The sequence below is a fragment of the Salimicrobium humidisoli genome, assembly GCF_002295105.1.
GTDB classification, from domain to species: Bacteria; Bacillota; Bacilli; order Bacillales; family Halobacillaceae; genus Salimicrobium; species Salimicrobium humidisoli.
The window spans coordinates 103,506-119,923 of the sequence record NZ_NSGH01000006.1 but is presented as its reverse complement, the minus strand read 5'-3'; the positions used below and the strand labels follow the sequence as shown (position 1 = coordinate 119,923).

13 protein-coding genes are annotated in these 16,418 nt (G+C 47.2%); 8 read left to right on the top strand and 5 right to left on the bottom strand.

The window, feature by feature from the left end; genetic code table 11:
- Positions 1-132 precede the first annotated feature (132 nt).
- Complete coding sequence (locus CKW00_RS05385; RefSeq protein WP_095821722.1) at positions 133-942, bottom strand: ZIP family metal transporter; 810 nt, start codon at positions 940-942, stop codon at positions 133-135.
- A gap of 199 nt (positions 943-1,141) precedes the next feature.
- On the opposite strand from CKW00_RS05385, the gene CKW00_RS05380 reads away from it, so the two are divergent.
- Positions 1,142-1,321 carry a hypothetical protein gene (locus tag CKW00_RS05380; RefSeq protein ID WP_095821721.1) on the top strand — a complete coding sequence of 60 codons (180 nt, stop codon included), beginning with the start codon at positions 1,142-1,144 and terminating at the stop codon, positions 1,319-1,321.
- A 42-nt stretch (positions 1,322-1,363) separates the two neighbouring features.
- Here the strand turns inward: CKW00_RS05380 and CKW00_RS05375 are convergent, their stop codons facing one another.
- Complete coding sequence (locus CKW00_RS05375) at positions 1,364-1,813, bottom strand: YueI family protein (protein WP_233129723.1); 450 nt, start codon at positions 1,811-1,813, stop codon at positions 1,364-1,366.
- 255 nt (positions 1,814-2,068) lie between these two features.
- On the opposite strand from CKW00_RS05375, the gene rpoN reads away from it, so the two are divergent.
- The 5 genes from rpoN (at position 2,069) to CKW00_RS05350 (ending at position 9,684) form a co-directional block, all read left to right on the top strand.
- Positions 2,069-3,322: an RNA polymerase factor sigma-54 gene (gene rpoN, locus CKW00_RS05370; RefSeq protein ID WP_143544228.1), complete on the top strand. Its 1,254-nt coding sequence runs from the start codon at positions 2,069-2,071 to the stop codon at positions 3,320-3,322.
- A 241-nt stretch (positions 3,323-3,563) separates the two neighbouring features.
- On the top strand, positions 3,564-6,236 hold the full coding sequence (gene ppdK / locus CKW00_RS05365) for a pyruvate, phosphate dikinase (RefSeq protein ID WP_095821718.1): 2,673 nt from the start codon (positions 3,564-3,566) through the stop codon (positions 6,234-6,236).
- Between the two features lie 165 nt (positions 6,237-6,401).
- Positions 6,402-7,136 carry a sulfite exporter TauE/SafE family protein gene (locus tag CKW00_RS05360; RefSeq protein WP_095821717.1) on the top strand — a complete coding sequence of 245 codons (735 nt, stop codon included), beginning with the start codon at positions 6,402-6,404 and terminating at the stop codon, positions 7,134-7,136.
- A gap of 72 nt (positions 7,137-7,208) precedes the next feature.
- Positions 7,209-8,462, top strand: coding sequence for a cytosine deaminase (gene codA / locus CKW00_RS05355; protein ID WP_095821716.1), 1,254 nt, complete (start codon positions 7,209-7,211; stop codon positions 8,460-8,462).
- Positions 8,463-8,820: 358 nt separating this feature from the next.
- Positions 8,821-9,684, top strand: coding sequence for a C40 family peptidase (locus CKW00_RS05350; protein WP_095821715.1), 864 nt, complete (start codon positions 8,821-8,823; stop codon positions 9,682-9,684).
- Positions 9,685-9,762: 78 nt separating this feature from the next.
- On the opposite strand, the gene CKW00_RS05345 is transcribed toward CKW00_RS05350, so the two are convergent.
- Positions 9,763-10,641: a LysR family transcriptional regulator gene (locus CKW00_RS05345; RefSeq protein WP_095821714.1), complete on the bottom strand. Its 879-nt coding sequence runs from the start codon at positions 10,639-10,641 to the stop codon at positions 9,763-9,765.
- 116 nt (positions 10,642-10,757) lie between these two features.
- Between CKW00_RS05345 and CKW00_RS05340 the strand changes: the two genes are divergently transcribed.
- The gene (locus tag CKW00_RS05340; protein WP_008589966.1) at positions 10,758-11,795 is read left to right on the top strand and encodes a YeiH family protein; all 1,038 of its coding nucleotides are present in this window, start codon (positions 10,758-10,760) and stop codon (positions 11,793-11,795) included.
- Positions 11,796-11,947: 152 nt separating this feature from the next.
- On the top strand, positions 11,948-13,465 hold the full coding sequence (mqo, locus tag CKW00_RS05335; protein ID WP_095821713.1) for a malate dehydrogenase (quinone): 1,518 nt from the start codon (positions 11,948-11,950) through the stop codon (positions 13,463-13,465).
- Between the two features lie 119 nt (positions 13,466-13,584).
- On the opposite strand, the gene CKW00_RS05330 is transcribed toward mqo, so the two are convergent.
- Positions 13,585-14,685: an NADH:flavin oxidoreductase gene (locus tag CKW00_RS05330; protein ID WP_095821712.1), complete on the bottom strand. Its 1,101-nt coding sequence runs from the start codon at positions 14,683-14,685 to the stop codon at positions 13,585-13,587.
- Between the two features lie 110 nt (positions 14,686-14,795).
- Positions 14,796-16,121, bottom strand: coding sequence for an MATE family efflux transporter (locus CKW00_RS05325; RefSeq protein WP_095821711.1), 1,326 nt, complete (start codon positions 16,119-16,121; stop codon positions 14,796-14,798).
- Positions 16,122-16,418: the final 297 nt, after the last annotated feature.

The following is a 16,418-nucleotide window of genomic DNA, read 5'->3' as shown; positions in this document are numbered from 1 at the left end:
AATCCCCTCCCTTCCACTATCCTGCAAACGATACGATCTGTCAATCAGCATTCCTGTTTTCCGACTCTCCGGGAGATTTGTGCATAAAAAAAGAGAGATGTGTTCAGACATCTCCACTTTTTATTAAAACCCTTAACCGAGTGCAACATCGAGCGTCATCATAAGGGCGAAACCGAACATAAGGCTCATAGAAGCAATGTTGACGTTCCCCTGTTCATGGGAGCCCGGGATAATTTCCTTGGCTACTACGAAAATCATGGCTCCGGCCGCAAAGCTCAATGCGTAAGGCAGGACCGGTTCTATAATTATAACGGCAGCCGCCCCTATTACTGCTGAAATCGGTTCTACCATTCCGGAAAACTGTCCGAACATGAAACTTTTCTTCTTCTTCATACCCTCCCGGTAAAGAGGCATGGAAACCGCCGCTCCTTCCGGGAAGTTCTGTATACCGATACCGATCGCAAGAGCTATCGCTCCACCGAGAGCCGCTCCGGATCCGTCCGAAGCTACAGCACCGAAAGCCACACCAACCGCTAATCCTTCAGGGATATTGTGGAGGGTCATCGAGAACATCAGCAGTGCCGTACGACTCTTTGCTCTTTTATTTTTAATGTCGTACATATACCTGTCGAGGTCTACCATTGGTATGACACGATCGATAAAGAGAAGCAGAAACCCGCCGAGAAGAAAACCTACGACAGCAGGGAACCAGGAAGGCAGCGGACCTTCCGCCCCCCTCTCTATAGCCGGAGCGAGCAGCGACCAGTAACTGGCTGCGATCATAACTCCTCCTGCGAAAGCGAGCATGCTGTCCAGAAACTTTTGACTCGATCCTTTTATTAAGAAAACGAGGGCTGCCCCGAGAGCAGTCATCCCCCAAGTGAATAAAGAGCCCAGCAAAGCCAGAATCACGGGATTTATATTACCTAATTGTTCAAACATATTCCTCACCTCATCATTTTTGCCCTTGGGCAAATTTTATCGATATCGTTATTCTACTTTTTTTGTTTCCCCGAGTCAACTTTTAATGGCAATTCTTTTTATTTAATGGCTTCACTTGCGGCACGTTTGAAATTCCCTTTATTTTGTCTTAAGATGAAACTCCTACTGTTGCCTCCCTCCCTTAGAGAGGAGGCATGTAATGAAAAACTATGAAATAGGCACCCGCGTCCACGATCATTGTCTGAACTGTTTCAGTAACGAACAGAAAGTCGTCGAAGTTGTTTCGAAAGAATTCTCTGATAGAGTTGTGGAAACTCTATGGCTTCAATGTACAAACTGCGGAAATCTTCACAGTCGTCTGGTCCAGCACGATCGCTGACTACGGCAACACAAACGCCGAGGTTGAGTAACCTCGGCGTTTTCATTTGACCGGTTTGAACAGTTTCTTCAATAATCCTCTCATCCCTTTTTGCTGCTTTGTTTTCTTTTTCTTCGCAGATGTACCAGTGTCCACTTTTATCTCTTCTTTTTCCAAAGGATAATCCACGGTTAAAACAGCTCCGATTTCTGTTTCTTTCTGCTGATCCGAGACGGATTTTGTGTGTACACTGCACTTACGGGCGAGCCGGGAATAAGGCTTTCGAAACCTGTAACTTATTTTCCCGTTCAAAAGTAGCGTTGCTCTGTCATAACTCCGCATTTCATTTTCCAGTTCCGCCATCCCTTTTTTCTGCATTACCTGACTTTTCGTCAACACAAGAACGATTCGTTCACGAAGCGTACCGAGATATCTCCTGCGTTCCCCCGGTTTTGTTTCCGGAGTACCATATATACCTTCCTGCACGTAGTCTTCCACTTCTTTTTTACTCATCGTCTTCACCTCAACCTTTATTTATTAGGGACCCCCTCTGTATAAATGAATAATAAGGCGTCGCACACACTCTTTGCAAAAATTCGGCACCGGACGGGAATATTGTCTCCTGCAATTCACCCGTAAATAAACGAGCCTGCCTGTTTTCTAATGACCGTTTATATGAAATAATGAAAACGATTTCAAATAAGCGATCGTCTTTTAATTAGTACATTAATAGAAACGGAGAGAGGACAATTGAAACTCCACTTAGAAATGAAACAGACCCATCAGCTGAAAATGACACCTCAATTGCAGCAGTCCCTGCACCTGTTGCAAATGTCCTCCCAGGACCTCAGGGAATATATTGAACAGGAAGCCATGGAGAATCCGTGGATTGATCTGCGGGAGCGTTCCTATGCCGCTCCCCCTCCCGGAGACTCGAATAATTACCCTTTATACAAACATGAACCGGAGCCTTGTCTTCACGATTATTTACTGCAGCAGCTCCCTTTTCTCCCCTGTAACGAGAAGGAAAAAAAGCTGATAAGGCACTTTATTTTTCATCTGGATGACAATGGCTATCTACAGGCATCTTCGGATGATCTTGCTGCGGAATATAACGTTACTGAAGACTCCGTCGAAAATTGCCTCACCCTGCTTCAAACGCTGGAACCCGCCGGTATCGGAGCGCGTACACTGCAGGAATGTCTATCACTGCAGGCACGTCGTTTTTTTCCGGAAGACAGGGAACTTTCCATTCTCATTTCCCGGCACCTTCCCTGCGCTGCCGAAGAGCCCGCACGTCTCAAAACTCTATTGAATCTCGGGCGGAGGCAGCTGGACCTTCGTCTCGACCGGCTGAAATCGCTTCATCCTAAACCCGGGCTTGCGATCGGGTCTGCGCACTCAGACGTTCTCATTCCCGACATCTTTATCACGAAAGAGGACGACTACCATATCTCTTTGAACAGGCAGATTGTGCCGGAACTGAATATGAATGAAGAATATAAACACATGATGAAGGCTCATAAAGAAGCCGTTTCTTTTCTTAAAGAGAAATACAGAACCTTTCAGTGGCTCAAAAAGAGTGTGGAACAGAGACAATGGACAATACTGGCGATCGCCGAAGAAGTTTTCCGGTGTCAGCCAACGATGGTTTCCGATGGTACCAGGTCTCTGTCCCCGCTCACGAGGAAGGAAGTTGCCAGCCGGCTCGGCATTCATGAATCTACGGTGAGCAGAGCCGTCCGCAACAAAGTGATACAAACGCCCTCAGGTACTTTTTATTTGGAGGATTTTTTTCCTTCCCGTACGAAATTCGGGTCGTCCTCAGCCGCAATAAAAAGCAACCTCCAGCAATTCATAGTAAAAGAAGACCCTCTCCGGCCTCTTTCCGATAAGAAACTGGTACATCTGCTGAAAAGGGACGGATATCACGTGTCCAGGAGGACGGTAGCGAAGTATCGTGAACTGTTGAATATTCCCCCTTCTGTTAAAAGGAAAAAAATTCCGTTAACCCGTCAGTAATAGAAATGAAGAAATATCCCACCTTTATTTCCTGTATAAAAATAATTTACGCACCGGATCCTTGGCGGGCCCGGTGTCTTTTTTATGTTGTAAACTGCCCGAATAAATGATACTATATTTAATATTAGTATGACATAATTAGAAATTATCGTTAGATAGTGTGTCATAATCATCATGACAAACCCCTCATCGCGCATAATTTTATCAGTAATTCCATAATTATCAGGAGGTATCGTTGACGATGGAACAGAAATTCGTATTTATGTTCGACCATGAGAAGGCAGTCGGGAAAGAGATGCTGGGAGGAAAAGGCGCGAACCTTGCTGAAATGACCCGTCTCGGCCTACCCGTCCCCTACGGTTTCACCGTTACCACGGAAGCCTGCAACGCTTACTACGAGGCCGGCGAACAGCTTTCGGAGGCGGCAACACTGCAGATCAAAAAATCTCTGAAAAAACTGGAAGAAAGGACCGGGAAAACTCTGGGCGACACGAACAATCCTCTGCTCGTCTCTGTACGTTCCGGAGCCGTTCATTCTATGCCGGGCATGATGGATACCGTCCTGAACCTCGGGATGAATGATGAGACGGTGAAAGCAATTGCAGATCTTACCCATAACCCAAGATTCGCCTATGACTCCTATCGGCGGTTTATTCAGATGTTCGGGGATGTCGTGCTCGGGCTAGATAATTCTTTGTATGAGAATTACCTGGAAAACTATCGTACTTCCAGCGGCTATAACTCTGATGTACAAATGACAGCCGGGGACTGGAAAGAGATTATCGAAGCGTACAAAAAAATCACCATGGAAGCTGCAGGCCGCACCTTTCCGCAAGATCCTTACGAACAACTTTTTTTAAGTATCAGTGCCGTGTTCGATTCCTGGAATAATAAGCGTGCGCTTCTATACCGTCGCCTGCATGATATCCCGGGCCACCTCGGAACAGCAGTGAACGTGCAAAGCATGGTGTTTGGAAACATGGGAAATGATTCCGGCACCGGCGTAGCTTTCACCCGCAACCCGTCTACCGGTGAGTCTGAATTGTACGGAGAGTATCTGATCAACGCCCAGGGAGAGGACGTAGTAGCAGGAATTCGCACCCCGCAGCCGATAAATGAACTTAAGAGAGAAATGCCTGATTTGTACAGTGAACTGATAAACATGTGCAATCTCCTTGAAAATCACTACAAAAATATGCAGGACATCGAATTCACCATAGAAAATGGAGCGCTCTTCTTCCTGCAGACGAGAAATGGAAAGAGAACGGCCCAGTCGGCGGTGCAAATAGCAGTAGATATGGTTAATGAAGGAATAGTGAGTGAAAAGGAAGCGCTTCTGCTCGTGGACCCTGACCAGCTCAGTCAGCTGCTGCACAAACATATTGATCCCGGACATACGTCACAAAAGCTGGTCTCCGGTCTGCCTGCTTCCCCCGGCGCCGCTACGGGAGAAGTCGTTTTCGATGCGGACAGAGCTGAACTTCTGAGTAACGAAGGAAGAAACGTCATCCTAGTAAGACCGGAAACGACGCCGGAAGATATCCATGGTATCGTAGCTGCCAAAGCTACCGTGACCAGCCGCGGGGGGATGACCAGTCACGCCGCTGTTGTGGCCCGCGGTATGGGTAAAGCCTGCATATGCGGCTGCGGGTCGATAAATATCGATCTTGAATCCGAGCGATTCACCGTTGCAGATACTATCGTTGAGGAAGGAGACGTCATTACGGTAGACGGGGCTTCCGGAGATATTTATTTAGGCGAAATCGCAACCATCGAGCCGGAGATGTCTGAGGTATTCCGACAGCTTCTCGATTGGGCAGATAACACTTCCACTCTCGGCGTGCGGACGAATGCCGATACGCCCGAGGACGTACGAAAAGCCGTGGAGCTTGGAGCAGAAGGAGTCGGTCTCTGTCGTACAGAACATATGTTCATGGATTCTGGAAGGCTCCCTGCCGTACAAAAAATGATTCTTGCGGAGAGTGAGGAAGAACGGAACAAAGCTCTCAATAAACTGCTCCCTATGCAGCAGCAGGATTTTGAACGTATTTTCGAGACGCTTCGCGGACGCCCGGTCACTATACGTCTGCTAGACCCGCCTCTCCATGAGTTCCTTCCTAATGTCGAGGAACTGCTTGTCGATATCACTCGACTGGAACTTACAGAACCGGAGAGCGTAGAACTTGGAAGAAAACAGAAGCTTCTCCGCTCCGTACGTCTGCTCGAAGAATCCAATCCGATGCTCGGGTTACGGGGGTGCCGCCTCGGTATGGTGCATCCCGAAATATACGAAATGCAGATTACAGCCTTATTCCAGGCTATGACTGGTGTGCTGAATAAAGGTATCGATGTAAATCCGGAAATCATGATTCCCCTTGTCAGTCACGTGGCAGAGCTCCGGGAAATGAGCGACCTTGTGCATAAAGTGGCTAAGGAAATCGGCGAGAGGAACGGAATTTCCCTCAATTATCTCACCGGCACAATGATTGAGACACCAAGAGCTGCATTAACCGCTGATGAAATCGCGTCGGAAGCTGACTTCTTCTCATTTGGAACGAACGATTTAACACAGACGACGTTCGGCTTCAGCAGGGATGATGCAGAAGGGAAATTTCTGCAATACTATATTGAAAATGGCACCCTCCCCGACAACCCGTTCATGAAGCTCGACCAGGAAGGGGTAGGTAAACTGGTGGAGTCAGGAGTGACACTCGGTAAACAGACGAATCCTCAGTTAAAAACCGGGATATGCGGAGAACATGGCGGTGACAAAGATGCGATCCGATTCTGTTTTGACCAAGGTCTCGATTATGTAAGCTGTTCCCCGTTCCGCGTCCCGGCCGCACGCCTTGCCGCTGCCCAGTCTGCTCTTGGCAGCAGACAGGAACGCAAATCGGTACTGCAGCCCGGCTGAGGAGAATAAACAGAAGAAATTTATAAATAGCATGACTACTGCCGGCAGAATATACATTCTGCCGGTTTTTTAGCTCGCAGACATATTTCCTCAGTTTGCGGGCGGAACAAGTTCCGTTGTGATACGGTAAGATCAGCGTTATTTTGTACAAAAGGAGGGAATAGAGTGCCGGTTTCTCTTATTATTCTGATCCTTACTGCACTATTTCTGGGCGCACTTATGCGTGCCACGTTCGGATTCGGCGATGCTATGGTAAGCATGCCTCTCCTGGCTCTGCTGCCCATAGATCTATCTTTGAGTATCTCTCTTGCAGGTTTATCGGGACTTACTGTAGCGGCCATGTCGTTATCCGGGAATTTTCAGAATGTCGATAAACCCGTACTTTTCCGTCTCGGAATTATGACGCTTTCCGGCATCCCTGCGGGGGTTTTCCTTATCCTGTTTCTTCCTGCACAATCGGTTAAGCTCGCTCTTGGAGTTTTGCTCGTTGTATACATACTATCCCTTAAAGTATTGCCGACCTCCCCTTCGCGGTTCGAGCATCCTTCCTGGGCGCTCCCTTTCGGTTTTTTATCAGGAATGCTCGGAAGTGCCTACAACTTCAACGGCCTCCCGGTAGCTGTATATGCCGCACTGAGAAAAATGGATCCACTCCAGTTCAGGAGTACTCTTCAGGCTCAGTTTTTGTTTTCAGGTTTCTTCATTGTAATCGGTCAGGCTCTCGGCGGGTTCTGGTCCCGCCCATTGTTTATGCTTTTCCTGCTGAGTCTTCCTGTACAGGCAGTTGCTGTGTTCACAGGAAACAGACTGTTTGAGCGGATACCGGCTCATCGTTTCAGTTTTATCGTCTATACCCTCATTTTCATACTCGGCGTATTACTGATCCTTGAAGCAGGATGAGGGTTCCGCTTACTCTTTCCCTTAGTATTTGATACCATATACTAGTAACTACAAAGGATAAGGGGGAGAAAGATGTTATTAAAAAATGCCAGACTTTATAAAGGGGATGACTTGAAAGATCTCTCTCTCCGGGACGGTATAATCCGCACCATCGCGCCTGCCGGAAACGTGACCGCCACGAGAGAAGAACAGATAATAGACCTTGAAGGGAAACTTGTGCTTCCGCCTTATGTAGAACCTCACATACATCTCGATTATGTACTGACAGCCGGAACGCCGCGCTGGAACAAATCAGGTTCTGTATTTGAAGGAATCGAAATATGGAGCGAACGCCGCAGTCTGATGAAAGAAACGAAAGAAGACATTAAGATACGCGCCAAGAAGTCGATCGAAATGCAATTACGGCACGGTATTCAGCACGTGCGCACACACGCGGACGTAAGTGACCCTGAACTGACAGGCCTGAAGGCACTGCTGGAACTTAAGGAAGAAGTTAAGAAATGGATGGATGTGCAAATCGTCGCTCTGCCTCAGGAAGGCATGTATACTAAGAACAACGGAGAAGATCTTTTACGTAAAGCACTCGATATGGGCGCAGATGTCGTCGGAGGCATCCCTCATTACGAGCTGACCCGTGAAGACGGTATCCGATCACTCGAAACTTCCATGGCTCTTGCGAAAGAATACGGAAAGCTCGTTGATATTCATTGTGATGAAATCGATGATGAACAGGCCCGTTACCTGGAAACGCTTGCTGCCCTGACGATCAGGAATGACATGCAGGGAAAAGTTACGGCCAGTCATACGGCTTCGATGGCTTCCTACAATGATGCCTATACTTATAAACTGTTTCAGACACTGAAGAAAGCAGATGTCCAATTCATTGCCCTTCCTAAAGCGAACCTTCACCTCCAGGGACGTTTCGACAATCATCCTGTGCGCAGAGGAGTAACAAGGGTGAAAGAGATGTGGAAAGAAGGGATCAACGTATGTTTCGGGTTGGATTCAATCATGGACCCATGGTATCCGCTTGGAAACGGGGATCTCATGTCTGTCGTTGATACCGGTCTTCATGCCTGCCACATGACCGATTATGATCATATTACGAAGGCCCTTGACCTGGTGACCGTGAACGGAGCGCGGACGCTCTCCCTAAGTGATTACGACCTGAAGGAAGGCAGCGACGCGAATCTGATTGTTCTCGACGCCGTCTCTGATTACGAAGCGGTCCGTACACAAGCAGGAGTCTTGTATTCCATAAGGAACGGTGAAGTCATCGTAGAGACGAAACCTGCCGTCACAACCATGAATGTTTCTCTTCATTGAAAGCAGGGGAAAACTCGGTAAAAACCGGCGAAAAAACTGGAAAATAATAAAAAGCTTTCATTTTACAAAACCTGGTTGTCATTCAGCCGGGTTTCTTTCATATTGTAATAAAACTGCCTGTGTTCTGAGCGGTTGCGGCACTAGGTCAGAGAGAGGATATGAGTATTAAAGACCACGACTTTCCATTCACGTAAAATTACAACTCCGTAACTTCCTGTCAAACAATCATAATAGAACCGTAACCTTCTCATAACCTATAAGGGTATGCAGACTGATACAATGTTAATTGGCTTGAAGAAGTTGTACATACGCTACATCTTGCTTCATCTAAAAACACTCAACTATGGAGGAATCAAACATGAACAAACCAGTACATCCGCTCAGGAAGTACGTCGTTTCTACAGCTCTTGTCACATCTTTGGCTTTGACTCCGCTCGTAGGATCCAGCGTTTCGGCTCAATCTAATGCTCCTACAGATAACGGGTCATCCGTTCAAATAGCAGAAAGTAACGTTCTTACTGCAGGGGATCGCGGCCAGGCCGTTTCTTCTCTTCAGTCGAAGCTTGCATCCTATGGCTACTACGGCTATAACGTGGACGGCAAGTACGGACCAATCACGAAAAATGCGGTCATTGCGTTCCAGAAACAGCAAGGTCTGGCAGTAGACGGTATTGCAGGTCCTAATACGCAGGCTAGCCTCGCTTCCGGTTCAGTAGCCCCGGCTCCTGACACTACTTCTGACAACGATACAAAGGCTGCACAGTCCGATTCAGACGATTCGGAAGAAAGAGCGACAGCAGTGAAAGCTGCTTCTACTTCCACTGCTTCCACGGCATCCGCTTCGACCGGATCAGCCAGCAATGCGGACATCGTTAACGCTGCTGAAAGCCTTATCGGTGTACCTTACCAGTACGGCGGGGAAACACGCGCAGCTCTCGGCAGCAGTGGTTTCATCAACCTTGTAATGGAAGAAGCGGGAACTGACGTAAACCGTACTCACGCCGGCATGTGGGCAAGTGATGGTGTTTTTGTTGACTCTCCTAGCGTCGGAGACGTTGTATTCTTCGAAAACACGTACAGCGTTGACAGAGTCGCTACTCACAGTGGTATCTATATCGGCGGAAACAAAATGATTCACGCCGGCAGCGACGGAGTAGAAGTTTCAGACATGGGCATCAATTACTGGGAAAGCAAGTATATCGGTGCAAAATCCATTCAATAGTAGACAGAACCTTCCACCCATCAATTACTGATGGATGGAAGGTTTTTTTATTTTGAACGGGTTCTTCTCACGACCACTTCATTTATCACTTCTCTTCACTTTTTCCACGAATATCTCCAAAGCTTTCGAACGGAACAGGGATCTTGAAATTAAGGAAAATTCTCTTTGTACGGGTAATCCTTCCACCTTCACAATCGCTAAGTCTCCGGCTTTCACTTCTTTTTTGAAAGTCCAGCGAGAAAGAAGAGTAATGCCGAGCCCTGCTTCCACCGCTTCTTTTATAAGTTGTGTGCTTCCGAATTCCAGACGGGAAACCGGTCGGATACCCGCGGAACTGAAAAACTTCTCTGATATTCTCCTCGTTCCCGATCCTTCCTCTCTCACGATCCATGTTTTTCCCTCCAACTCTTCCGGAGAAAAGTTTCCTTCCCTTGAAGTTAATGACTCGGGTGAAGAAACAACGTAGAGTTCATCCGTTTCAAACGGTTCCACCGTAATATTTTCATCGTTCACCTCCCCTTCCACAATTCCGATATCGAGCCGGTAATCCGAAATCAGCTTGCAGATCTCTTTCGTATTACCGATCGTTACGGACGGGGTTATCTCCAGAGCCTCTTCTTTCAGTCGTTTCAGAACTTCCGGTAATACATACTCCCCGTAAGTATAGCTCGCTCCTATGGAAATCGTGCCGCTTGCCTTATTAGTCAAATCATCAATAAGAGCATGCATACTCGTATAAAGACCGATAATTTCTTTCGCATGGTGATACACTATCTTCCCTGCCTGTGTGAGGCGGACATATTTGTTGCTTCGGTCAAAGAGCCGGGCATCCATTGACTTTTCCAGCACTTTAATATACTGACTGACCGCCGGTTGAGTCATATGCAGACGTTCTGCGGCGCGTGAAAAATTTTCCAGTTCGGCTACTGTGACGAATACCTCCAGTTGACTGTCCACTCTACTCTCCTTTCGATAAGTATTAACTTATCATTATAATTAAAAATCATTATTTTTCTTATCATAAAAGAAAAAGTAAGCTTAAGAAAGAACTTTTTTTAGAAGGGGACGTTACGATGGCTCAGGTACAACTACTTCATAATGAAACGAACCACAACAAAAATTTCAAAAAGAGCTGGCTCGCAGGTGTAGGGTTCACATTTCTGATTGCAGCTCTCGGTTATCTTCTTGCGCTCGTACCGGGATTTTCACTCGTAGGACCTTTGGCTTCCGCCATCGTCATTTCTGTTACGTACAGGCACTTTCTCGGTTACCCTGAAAGTATTCAGCCGGGGATCGAATTTTCCTCGAAACGGCTGCTCCGGGCAGCGATTATTCTTTACGGGCTTAAGCTGAATATAGGTACCGTCATTTCAGACGGACTCGGCCTTCTCCTGCTGGACATCGGAGTAGTGATTTTTGCTATTTTATTCACTGTGTGGATGGCGAAGCTTTTGAAAGCCGACAGTTCGATTTCCCTGCTTATCGGAATCGGTACCGGCGTATGCGGTGCCGCCGCTATCGCCGCGACCGCTCCGATTGTTAAAGCGAAAGAAGAAGATACGGCTATAGGAGTAGGAATCATCGCTCTGATGGGAACTTTTTTTGCAATTGTTTATACGATACTGCGTCCCGTCCTCCCTATGTCAGATATCGCTTACGGGAGCTGGGTCGGTGTAAGCATCCATGAAGTGGCCCAGGTGGCACTGGCCGCTGCTCCTGCCGGAGAGGGGCCTCTTGCGATGGCACTGCTCGCGAAACTGGGCCGTGTCTTTCTGCTTATTCCTCTCTGTCTCGTTCTTATATATGTAATGAAACGAAAATATAAAGGAGAAGATACCGGAGAAGCAAAAGTCACTTTTCCCTGGTTCCTGCTCGGTTTCATTATTATGAGTATAGTCGGAACTTACGTAATCGGACCTGTTCTCCCGGTATCCGATGGAATCCTGAACGCAACAGACGTACTCACCACCTTCCTTCTGACAGCTGCCATGGTAGGACTCGGGTTGAAAGTGGACTTGAAACAGCTGCGTAGAAAAGCCTGGAAACCTCTACTGGCTATGACTGCCACTTCCGTAGTTCTGTCGGTCATCACTTTCCTCATTTTCGTGTAAAACAGACTGCCCGCTTTTCACGGAGGAGGAGAGTGGCAGACCCATCCATGAAATAACTCTGCCGAATAAGTTAAAATAACTTTAGGGGAAGCATTTTAACAAAAAGAAGTGTACAATTGAGGAAGACTGGATTTGCAGAAAGGAGAGTTTCCATGAATAATCAACCAACAACTGCCGAAGACGTAAAGAAAAGAGAGGGAACGACTACCGACGTTATCCTCGTGGGGGCAGGGATCGTCAGCGCCACACTGGCTACGATTCTTCACAAACTCGAACCTACGTGGAGGATTACCCTTTTCGAGAAGCTGGAGTCCGCAGGAAATGAAAGTTCCAACGAATGGAACAACGCCGGAACCGGTCACGCAGCGCTCTGTGAACTGAACTATACTCCTGAAGATGAAAACGGGGAGATAAGTATAAGAAGAGCTGTAGAAATAAATGAACAGTTCCACACCTCCACCCAGCTATGGTCATACTTAGTTAAGAACGGTGATATACAAAATCCCGAAACATTTATACGATCCCTCCCCCACATCAGTTTCGTCCACGGGGAACGGAATGTGAACTTTCTGAAGAAGCGTTTCGATGCGCTGACGCAACATCCCCAGTTCACTGATTTGAAATACTCGGAGGATCCCGAACATCTGGCTGAATGGATTCCTTTAATGATGAAGGACCGCAGTGAAGAAGAGCCGGTAGCCGCTACCAAGTCGGACGAGGGGACAGACGTAAACTTCGGAGAACTGACCAGAAAAATGCTGGAAAACCTTTCTGGTAAAGATAACGTAACCGTGCATTATAATTGTGACGTGAAAGATATCAAACAGAGAGAAAATGGAACGTGGGAAGTAAAAGTCCGGAATTTCAAACAGGATACCCTCGAAGAACATGCTTCTTCCTTCGCGTTCATCGGAGCCGGAGGAGGCGCCCTGCCATTGCTTCAAAAAACGGGTATTCCGGAAAGTAAACACATCGGCGGCTTCCCTATCAGCGGAGAGTTCCTCGTCTGTGATAACCCTGAAACAGTACAAAGACACCACGCCAAAGTTTACGGAAAAGAACCGGAAGGAACTCCTCCCATGACGGTTCCTCACCTGGACAGAAGGCATATCGACGGGAAGGACACCTTACTTTACGGGCCATTCGCCGGATTTACACCGAAATTTCTGAAGGCCGGTTCTTATCTGGATCTTCCCGGTTCCGTGAAGCCGGATAACTTAATAAGCATGCTTGCTGCAGCTTCGAAGAATATGTCTATGATCAAATATCTGGGCGGACAGCTCACAATGTCCAAAGAAGAACGGGTGGAGCAGTTACGCGATTTTGTTCCTACGGCAAAAGATGAAGATTGGGAACTCCTCGTGGCCGGACAGCGGGTGCAGCTTATCGAAGATACCGAAGAAGGCGGCAGAGGTGCCCTTCAGTTCGGAACAAAACTGATCCACTCCGAAGACCGGACTCTCGCCGCTCTCCTCGGAGAATCTCCGGGCGCATCCGTATCGGCTTCTATCATGCTGGAGGCTATAGAGAAATGTTTTCCTCACTACCTGGAGCAGTGGGAACCGAAAATCAAAGAAATGATTCCTTCCTACGGCATTGATCTTGAGGATCATCCGGATCTTCTTGCTGAAATCAGTGCTGCAAGTTCCGAGGCTCTTCGTCTGAATTAAGTGCAGTTTACGTACTTACTTCTATCAGGTATATGAATTAAAAACACCACGACACCGAACGGTAAGTTCAGTGTCGTGGTGTTTTTCCATTCTTTTACAATTTCTCTTTCAGGTGGTCATTAATAAAGTTTATGCAATGCATCTTTACTGAAAGCTAACAGGTCGTCCGTTCTTCCTTCCTGTACTTTTTTCACCCATTCCGGGTCCATCAGCAGGGAGCGCCCGATAGCTACAAGGTCGAATTCTTCATTATCGATTTTATCAACCAGACCATCAAGATTCGCTTTTCCTGCACCTGAGAAATCCGTAAAGACTCCGTCGAGCCCTACGGAACCAACGGAAATGACCGGTTTTCCGGATAATTTCTTCGTCCAGCCTGCAAGATTCAGATCAGATCCTTCGAACTCTGGTTCCCAGAACCGGCGGGTCGAACAGTGGAAGATATCCACCCCTGCTTCTGTGAGTCTTTTCAGGAAACGATCGAGTTCATCCGGAGTATCAACCAGTTTTGCCTTATAATCATTCATTTTCCACTGGGAGAATCGGAATATGACAGGGAAATCTTCTCCAACTTCCTGTCTGCACGCCTCCACGATCTCCACGGCAAATTGCATCCGGTCGGTAAAGTCACCTCCATAACGATCGGTGCGTTTATTCGTCTGCTTCCAGAAAAACTGATCAATCAAATAGCCGTGCGCCCCGTGAATTTCGATAGCATCGAAGCCGAGACGTTTCGCTTCTGCTGCCGCTTCCGCGTAAGACCGGACGATTTTTTCCACTTCATCGGTAGACGGTGGTTCATTCACCTGTTCTCCGTCCAGGTTCAGACCACTCGGCCCGACAGGTTCCGCCTCTTCATTCGGCACGTCTCCTTTGCTGCGCGTCATTCCTACGTGCCAAAGCTGCGGAGCGATTTTTCCGCCGGCTTCGTGAACTTCCTTCACTACTTCAGCCCATCCACTCAACGCTTCTTCTCCGTGGAACAAAGGAATCCCCGCACCAGAAACGGAAGATGGATGATTAATGCCTGTACCTTCTGTAATAATCAGCCCTACCTCATTTTCTGCACGTCGGCGATAGTAGGCAGCGACATTTTCATCAGGTACATTACCTGGCGAGAATCCCCTGGTCATAGGTGCCATGACGGTACGGTTAGGAAGATTCAATTTATCACTATTGAATGTTTTAAACAATGGTTTTGCTGTTGACTCGTTCGTCATTTCTTTACCCCCTAAATAAGCGATGCCTATGATTATCGCAGATTAACGGGGAAGAAGAAAGAATTCTGTTTGAGAATCCCGGCCCTCTGTATTTATAAATTCCCGCAGCCTTAACGGACAACGTTCTTCCTTGCCAGAAAGAAAAGAAGAGCTGCTACCAGCATTTCTGCAAGCGGCAGGGAAAGCCATACCGCAGAAGCTCCAAATAATGCAGGGAGCGCCCACAGCAGAATCACTATAAACACAAAACTGCGCAGTAGTATAATGATCATGGCAGAGCGGATATTGCCGATCGACTGATAATAAGTCATATAGACGAAGTTGAAACCGATAAACAGATAGGCGAAAAAGAACAGGCGAATCCCTTCAATCGCCAATTCCCTCACATCATCCGACTCCAGCCCGAAGAGGGATACGAGGGCCGGAGCTGCAACCGCTCCGATGCCAAGCAGAAGTACGCCCAGAAAGACCGACGTTTTCTCCCCTATTTTCACACTCTGTCTTATTCTTTCTTTTTCACCGGCTCCGTGATAGTAACTGATCATCGGCTGCAGCGCCGTTTCAATTCCGAAGAAAGATAGGAACATAAATCCGTGCAGGTAATTCACCACGGAAAAGGCAGCCACTCCTTCCGTGCCCAGAAGCTGGACAAGCGAAAGGTTATAACCCGCTACGAATACGAGCATCCCTGCTTCTGCCGTAAAACTCGGAAACCCTATGTTGAATATTTTTTTGAAAGATGCAAAGGACCAGCCGAAAACAAATCGACTCAAATTCGAGTTTTTATTCAGAAAGTGTATAAGTAAAACGAAAAGTCCGGCGACACTTCCAAGAACCGTGGCGAGCGCCGCTCCAAACACGCCGAGGCCGAGTATAAAAATCATATAGTAATTGAGGATGATATTGGCGATTGCGGTAACCCCGAGGGATACCATCGACAAAATCGGACTCCCATCGTTACGGACGAAAATACTTAGAGCTTCATGAACCGCTACCACCCATCCGAACAGCATAAGGACTTTCAGATATTCCATCGTGTGAAAGAGAGTATCTTCATTAGCGCCCAGTAATCGTGCGGTCTCCTCGATAAAAAAGTACCCCACGCTTCCTATGAGACCGAGAATGAGAAGGAGAGAAACGACAGATAGAGAAAAAACGCTCCTCGCCTCTTTCTTCTCCTTTCTTCCCATATGTACAGAAAACAATGTACCTCCCCCGATACCTATCCAGAGCGCCATAGAAAATATGAGAGAGAAAACGGGCATCGAGAGGTTCACTCCGGCCAAAGCTTCCTCTCCTACCCCGTTCCCGACAAAAATCCCGTCCGTTAAAATATTTACAGACATGAGCATCATGCCGGCAAGAGAAGGGAAAAAATATTGAAAAAACACGTTCCGAACCGGTTTGTTCATTAGTGCAGGATGGGATTCTGCCATATGTGTACCTCCTTCTACTATTTATGTTTCATTCGATGATATAGACTTCAAGCTTTCACTTTACCATGATTTGTATGTATGTTTATGATGAAACGCTTACCCTCATGAACCCGGCAAGTCTTCGGTGCTATCATTGTACATCAACTTTACTGAAGGGCGGGTTTATAGTCCCGGAAATGTGAATCTTTATCCTCATTCTTCCATTTTATCGGGGTTTTATGTTTTAGCTGAAGGTTCATGAGGAAAACTTTAATTACGAAAGGGAGTAGTCCTGATCGGCATTATGTATCTCCCCCC

What these genes read in the sequence shown, in the direction of transcription:
- CKW00_RS05385 (WP_095821722.1), bottom strand. Translation starts at nt 942, where the DNA reads ATGTTTGAACAATTAGGTAATATAAATCCCGTGATTCTGGCTTTGCTG.
- CKW00_RS05380 (WP_095821721.1), top strand. Translation starts at nt 1,142, where the DNA reads ATGAAAAACTATGAAATAGGCACCCGCGTCCACGATCATTGTCTGAAC.
- CKW00_RS05375 (WP_233129723.1), bottom strand. Translation starts at nt 1,813, where the DNA reads ATGAGTAAAAAAGAAGTGGAAGACTACGTGCAGGAAGGTATATATGGT.
- rpoN (WP_143544228.1), top strand. Translation starts at nt 2,069, where the DNA reads ATGAAACAGACCCATCAGCTGAAAATGACACCTCAATTGCAGCAGTCC.
- ppdK (WP_095821718.1), top strand. Translation starts at nt 3,564, where the DNA reads ATGGAACAGAAATTCGTATTTATGTTCGACCATGAGAAGGCAGTCGGG.
- codA (WP_095821716.1), top strand. Translation starts at nt 7,209, where the DNA reads ATGTTATTAAAAAATGCCAGACTTTATAAAGGGGATGACTTGAAAGAT.
- CKW00_RS05350 (WP_095821715.1), top strand. Translation starts at nt 8,821, where the DNA reads ATGAACAAACCAGTACATCCGCTCAGGAAGTACGTCGTTTCTACAGCT.
- CKW00_RS05340 (WP_008589966.1), top strand. Translation starts at nt 10,758, where the DNA reads ATGGCTCAGGTACAACTACTTCATAATGAAACGAACCACAACAAAAAT.
- mqo (WP_095821713.1), top strand. Translation starts at nt 11,948, where the DNA reads ATGAATAATCAACCAACAACTGCCGAAGACGTAAAGAAAAGAGAGGGA.
- CKW00_RS05330 (WP_095821712.1), bottom strand. Translation starts at nt 14,685, where the DNA reads ATGACGAACGAGTCAACAGCAAAACCATTGTTTAAAACATTCAATAGT.
- CKW00_RS05325 (WP_095821711.1), bottom strand. Translation starts at nt 16,121, where the DNA reads ATGGCAGAATCCCATCCTGCACTAATGAACAAACCGGTTCGGAACGTG.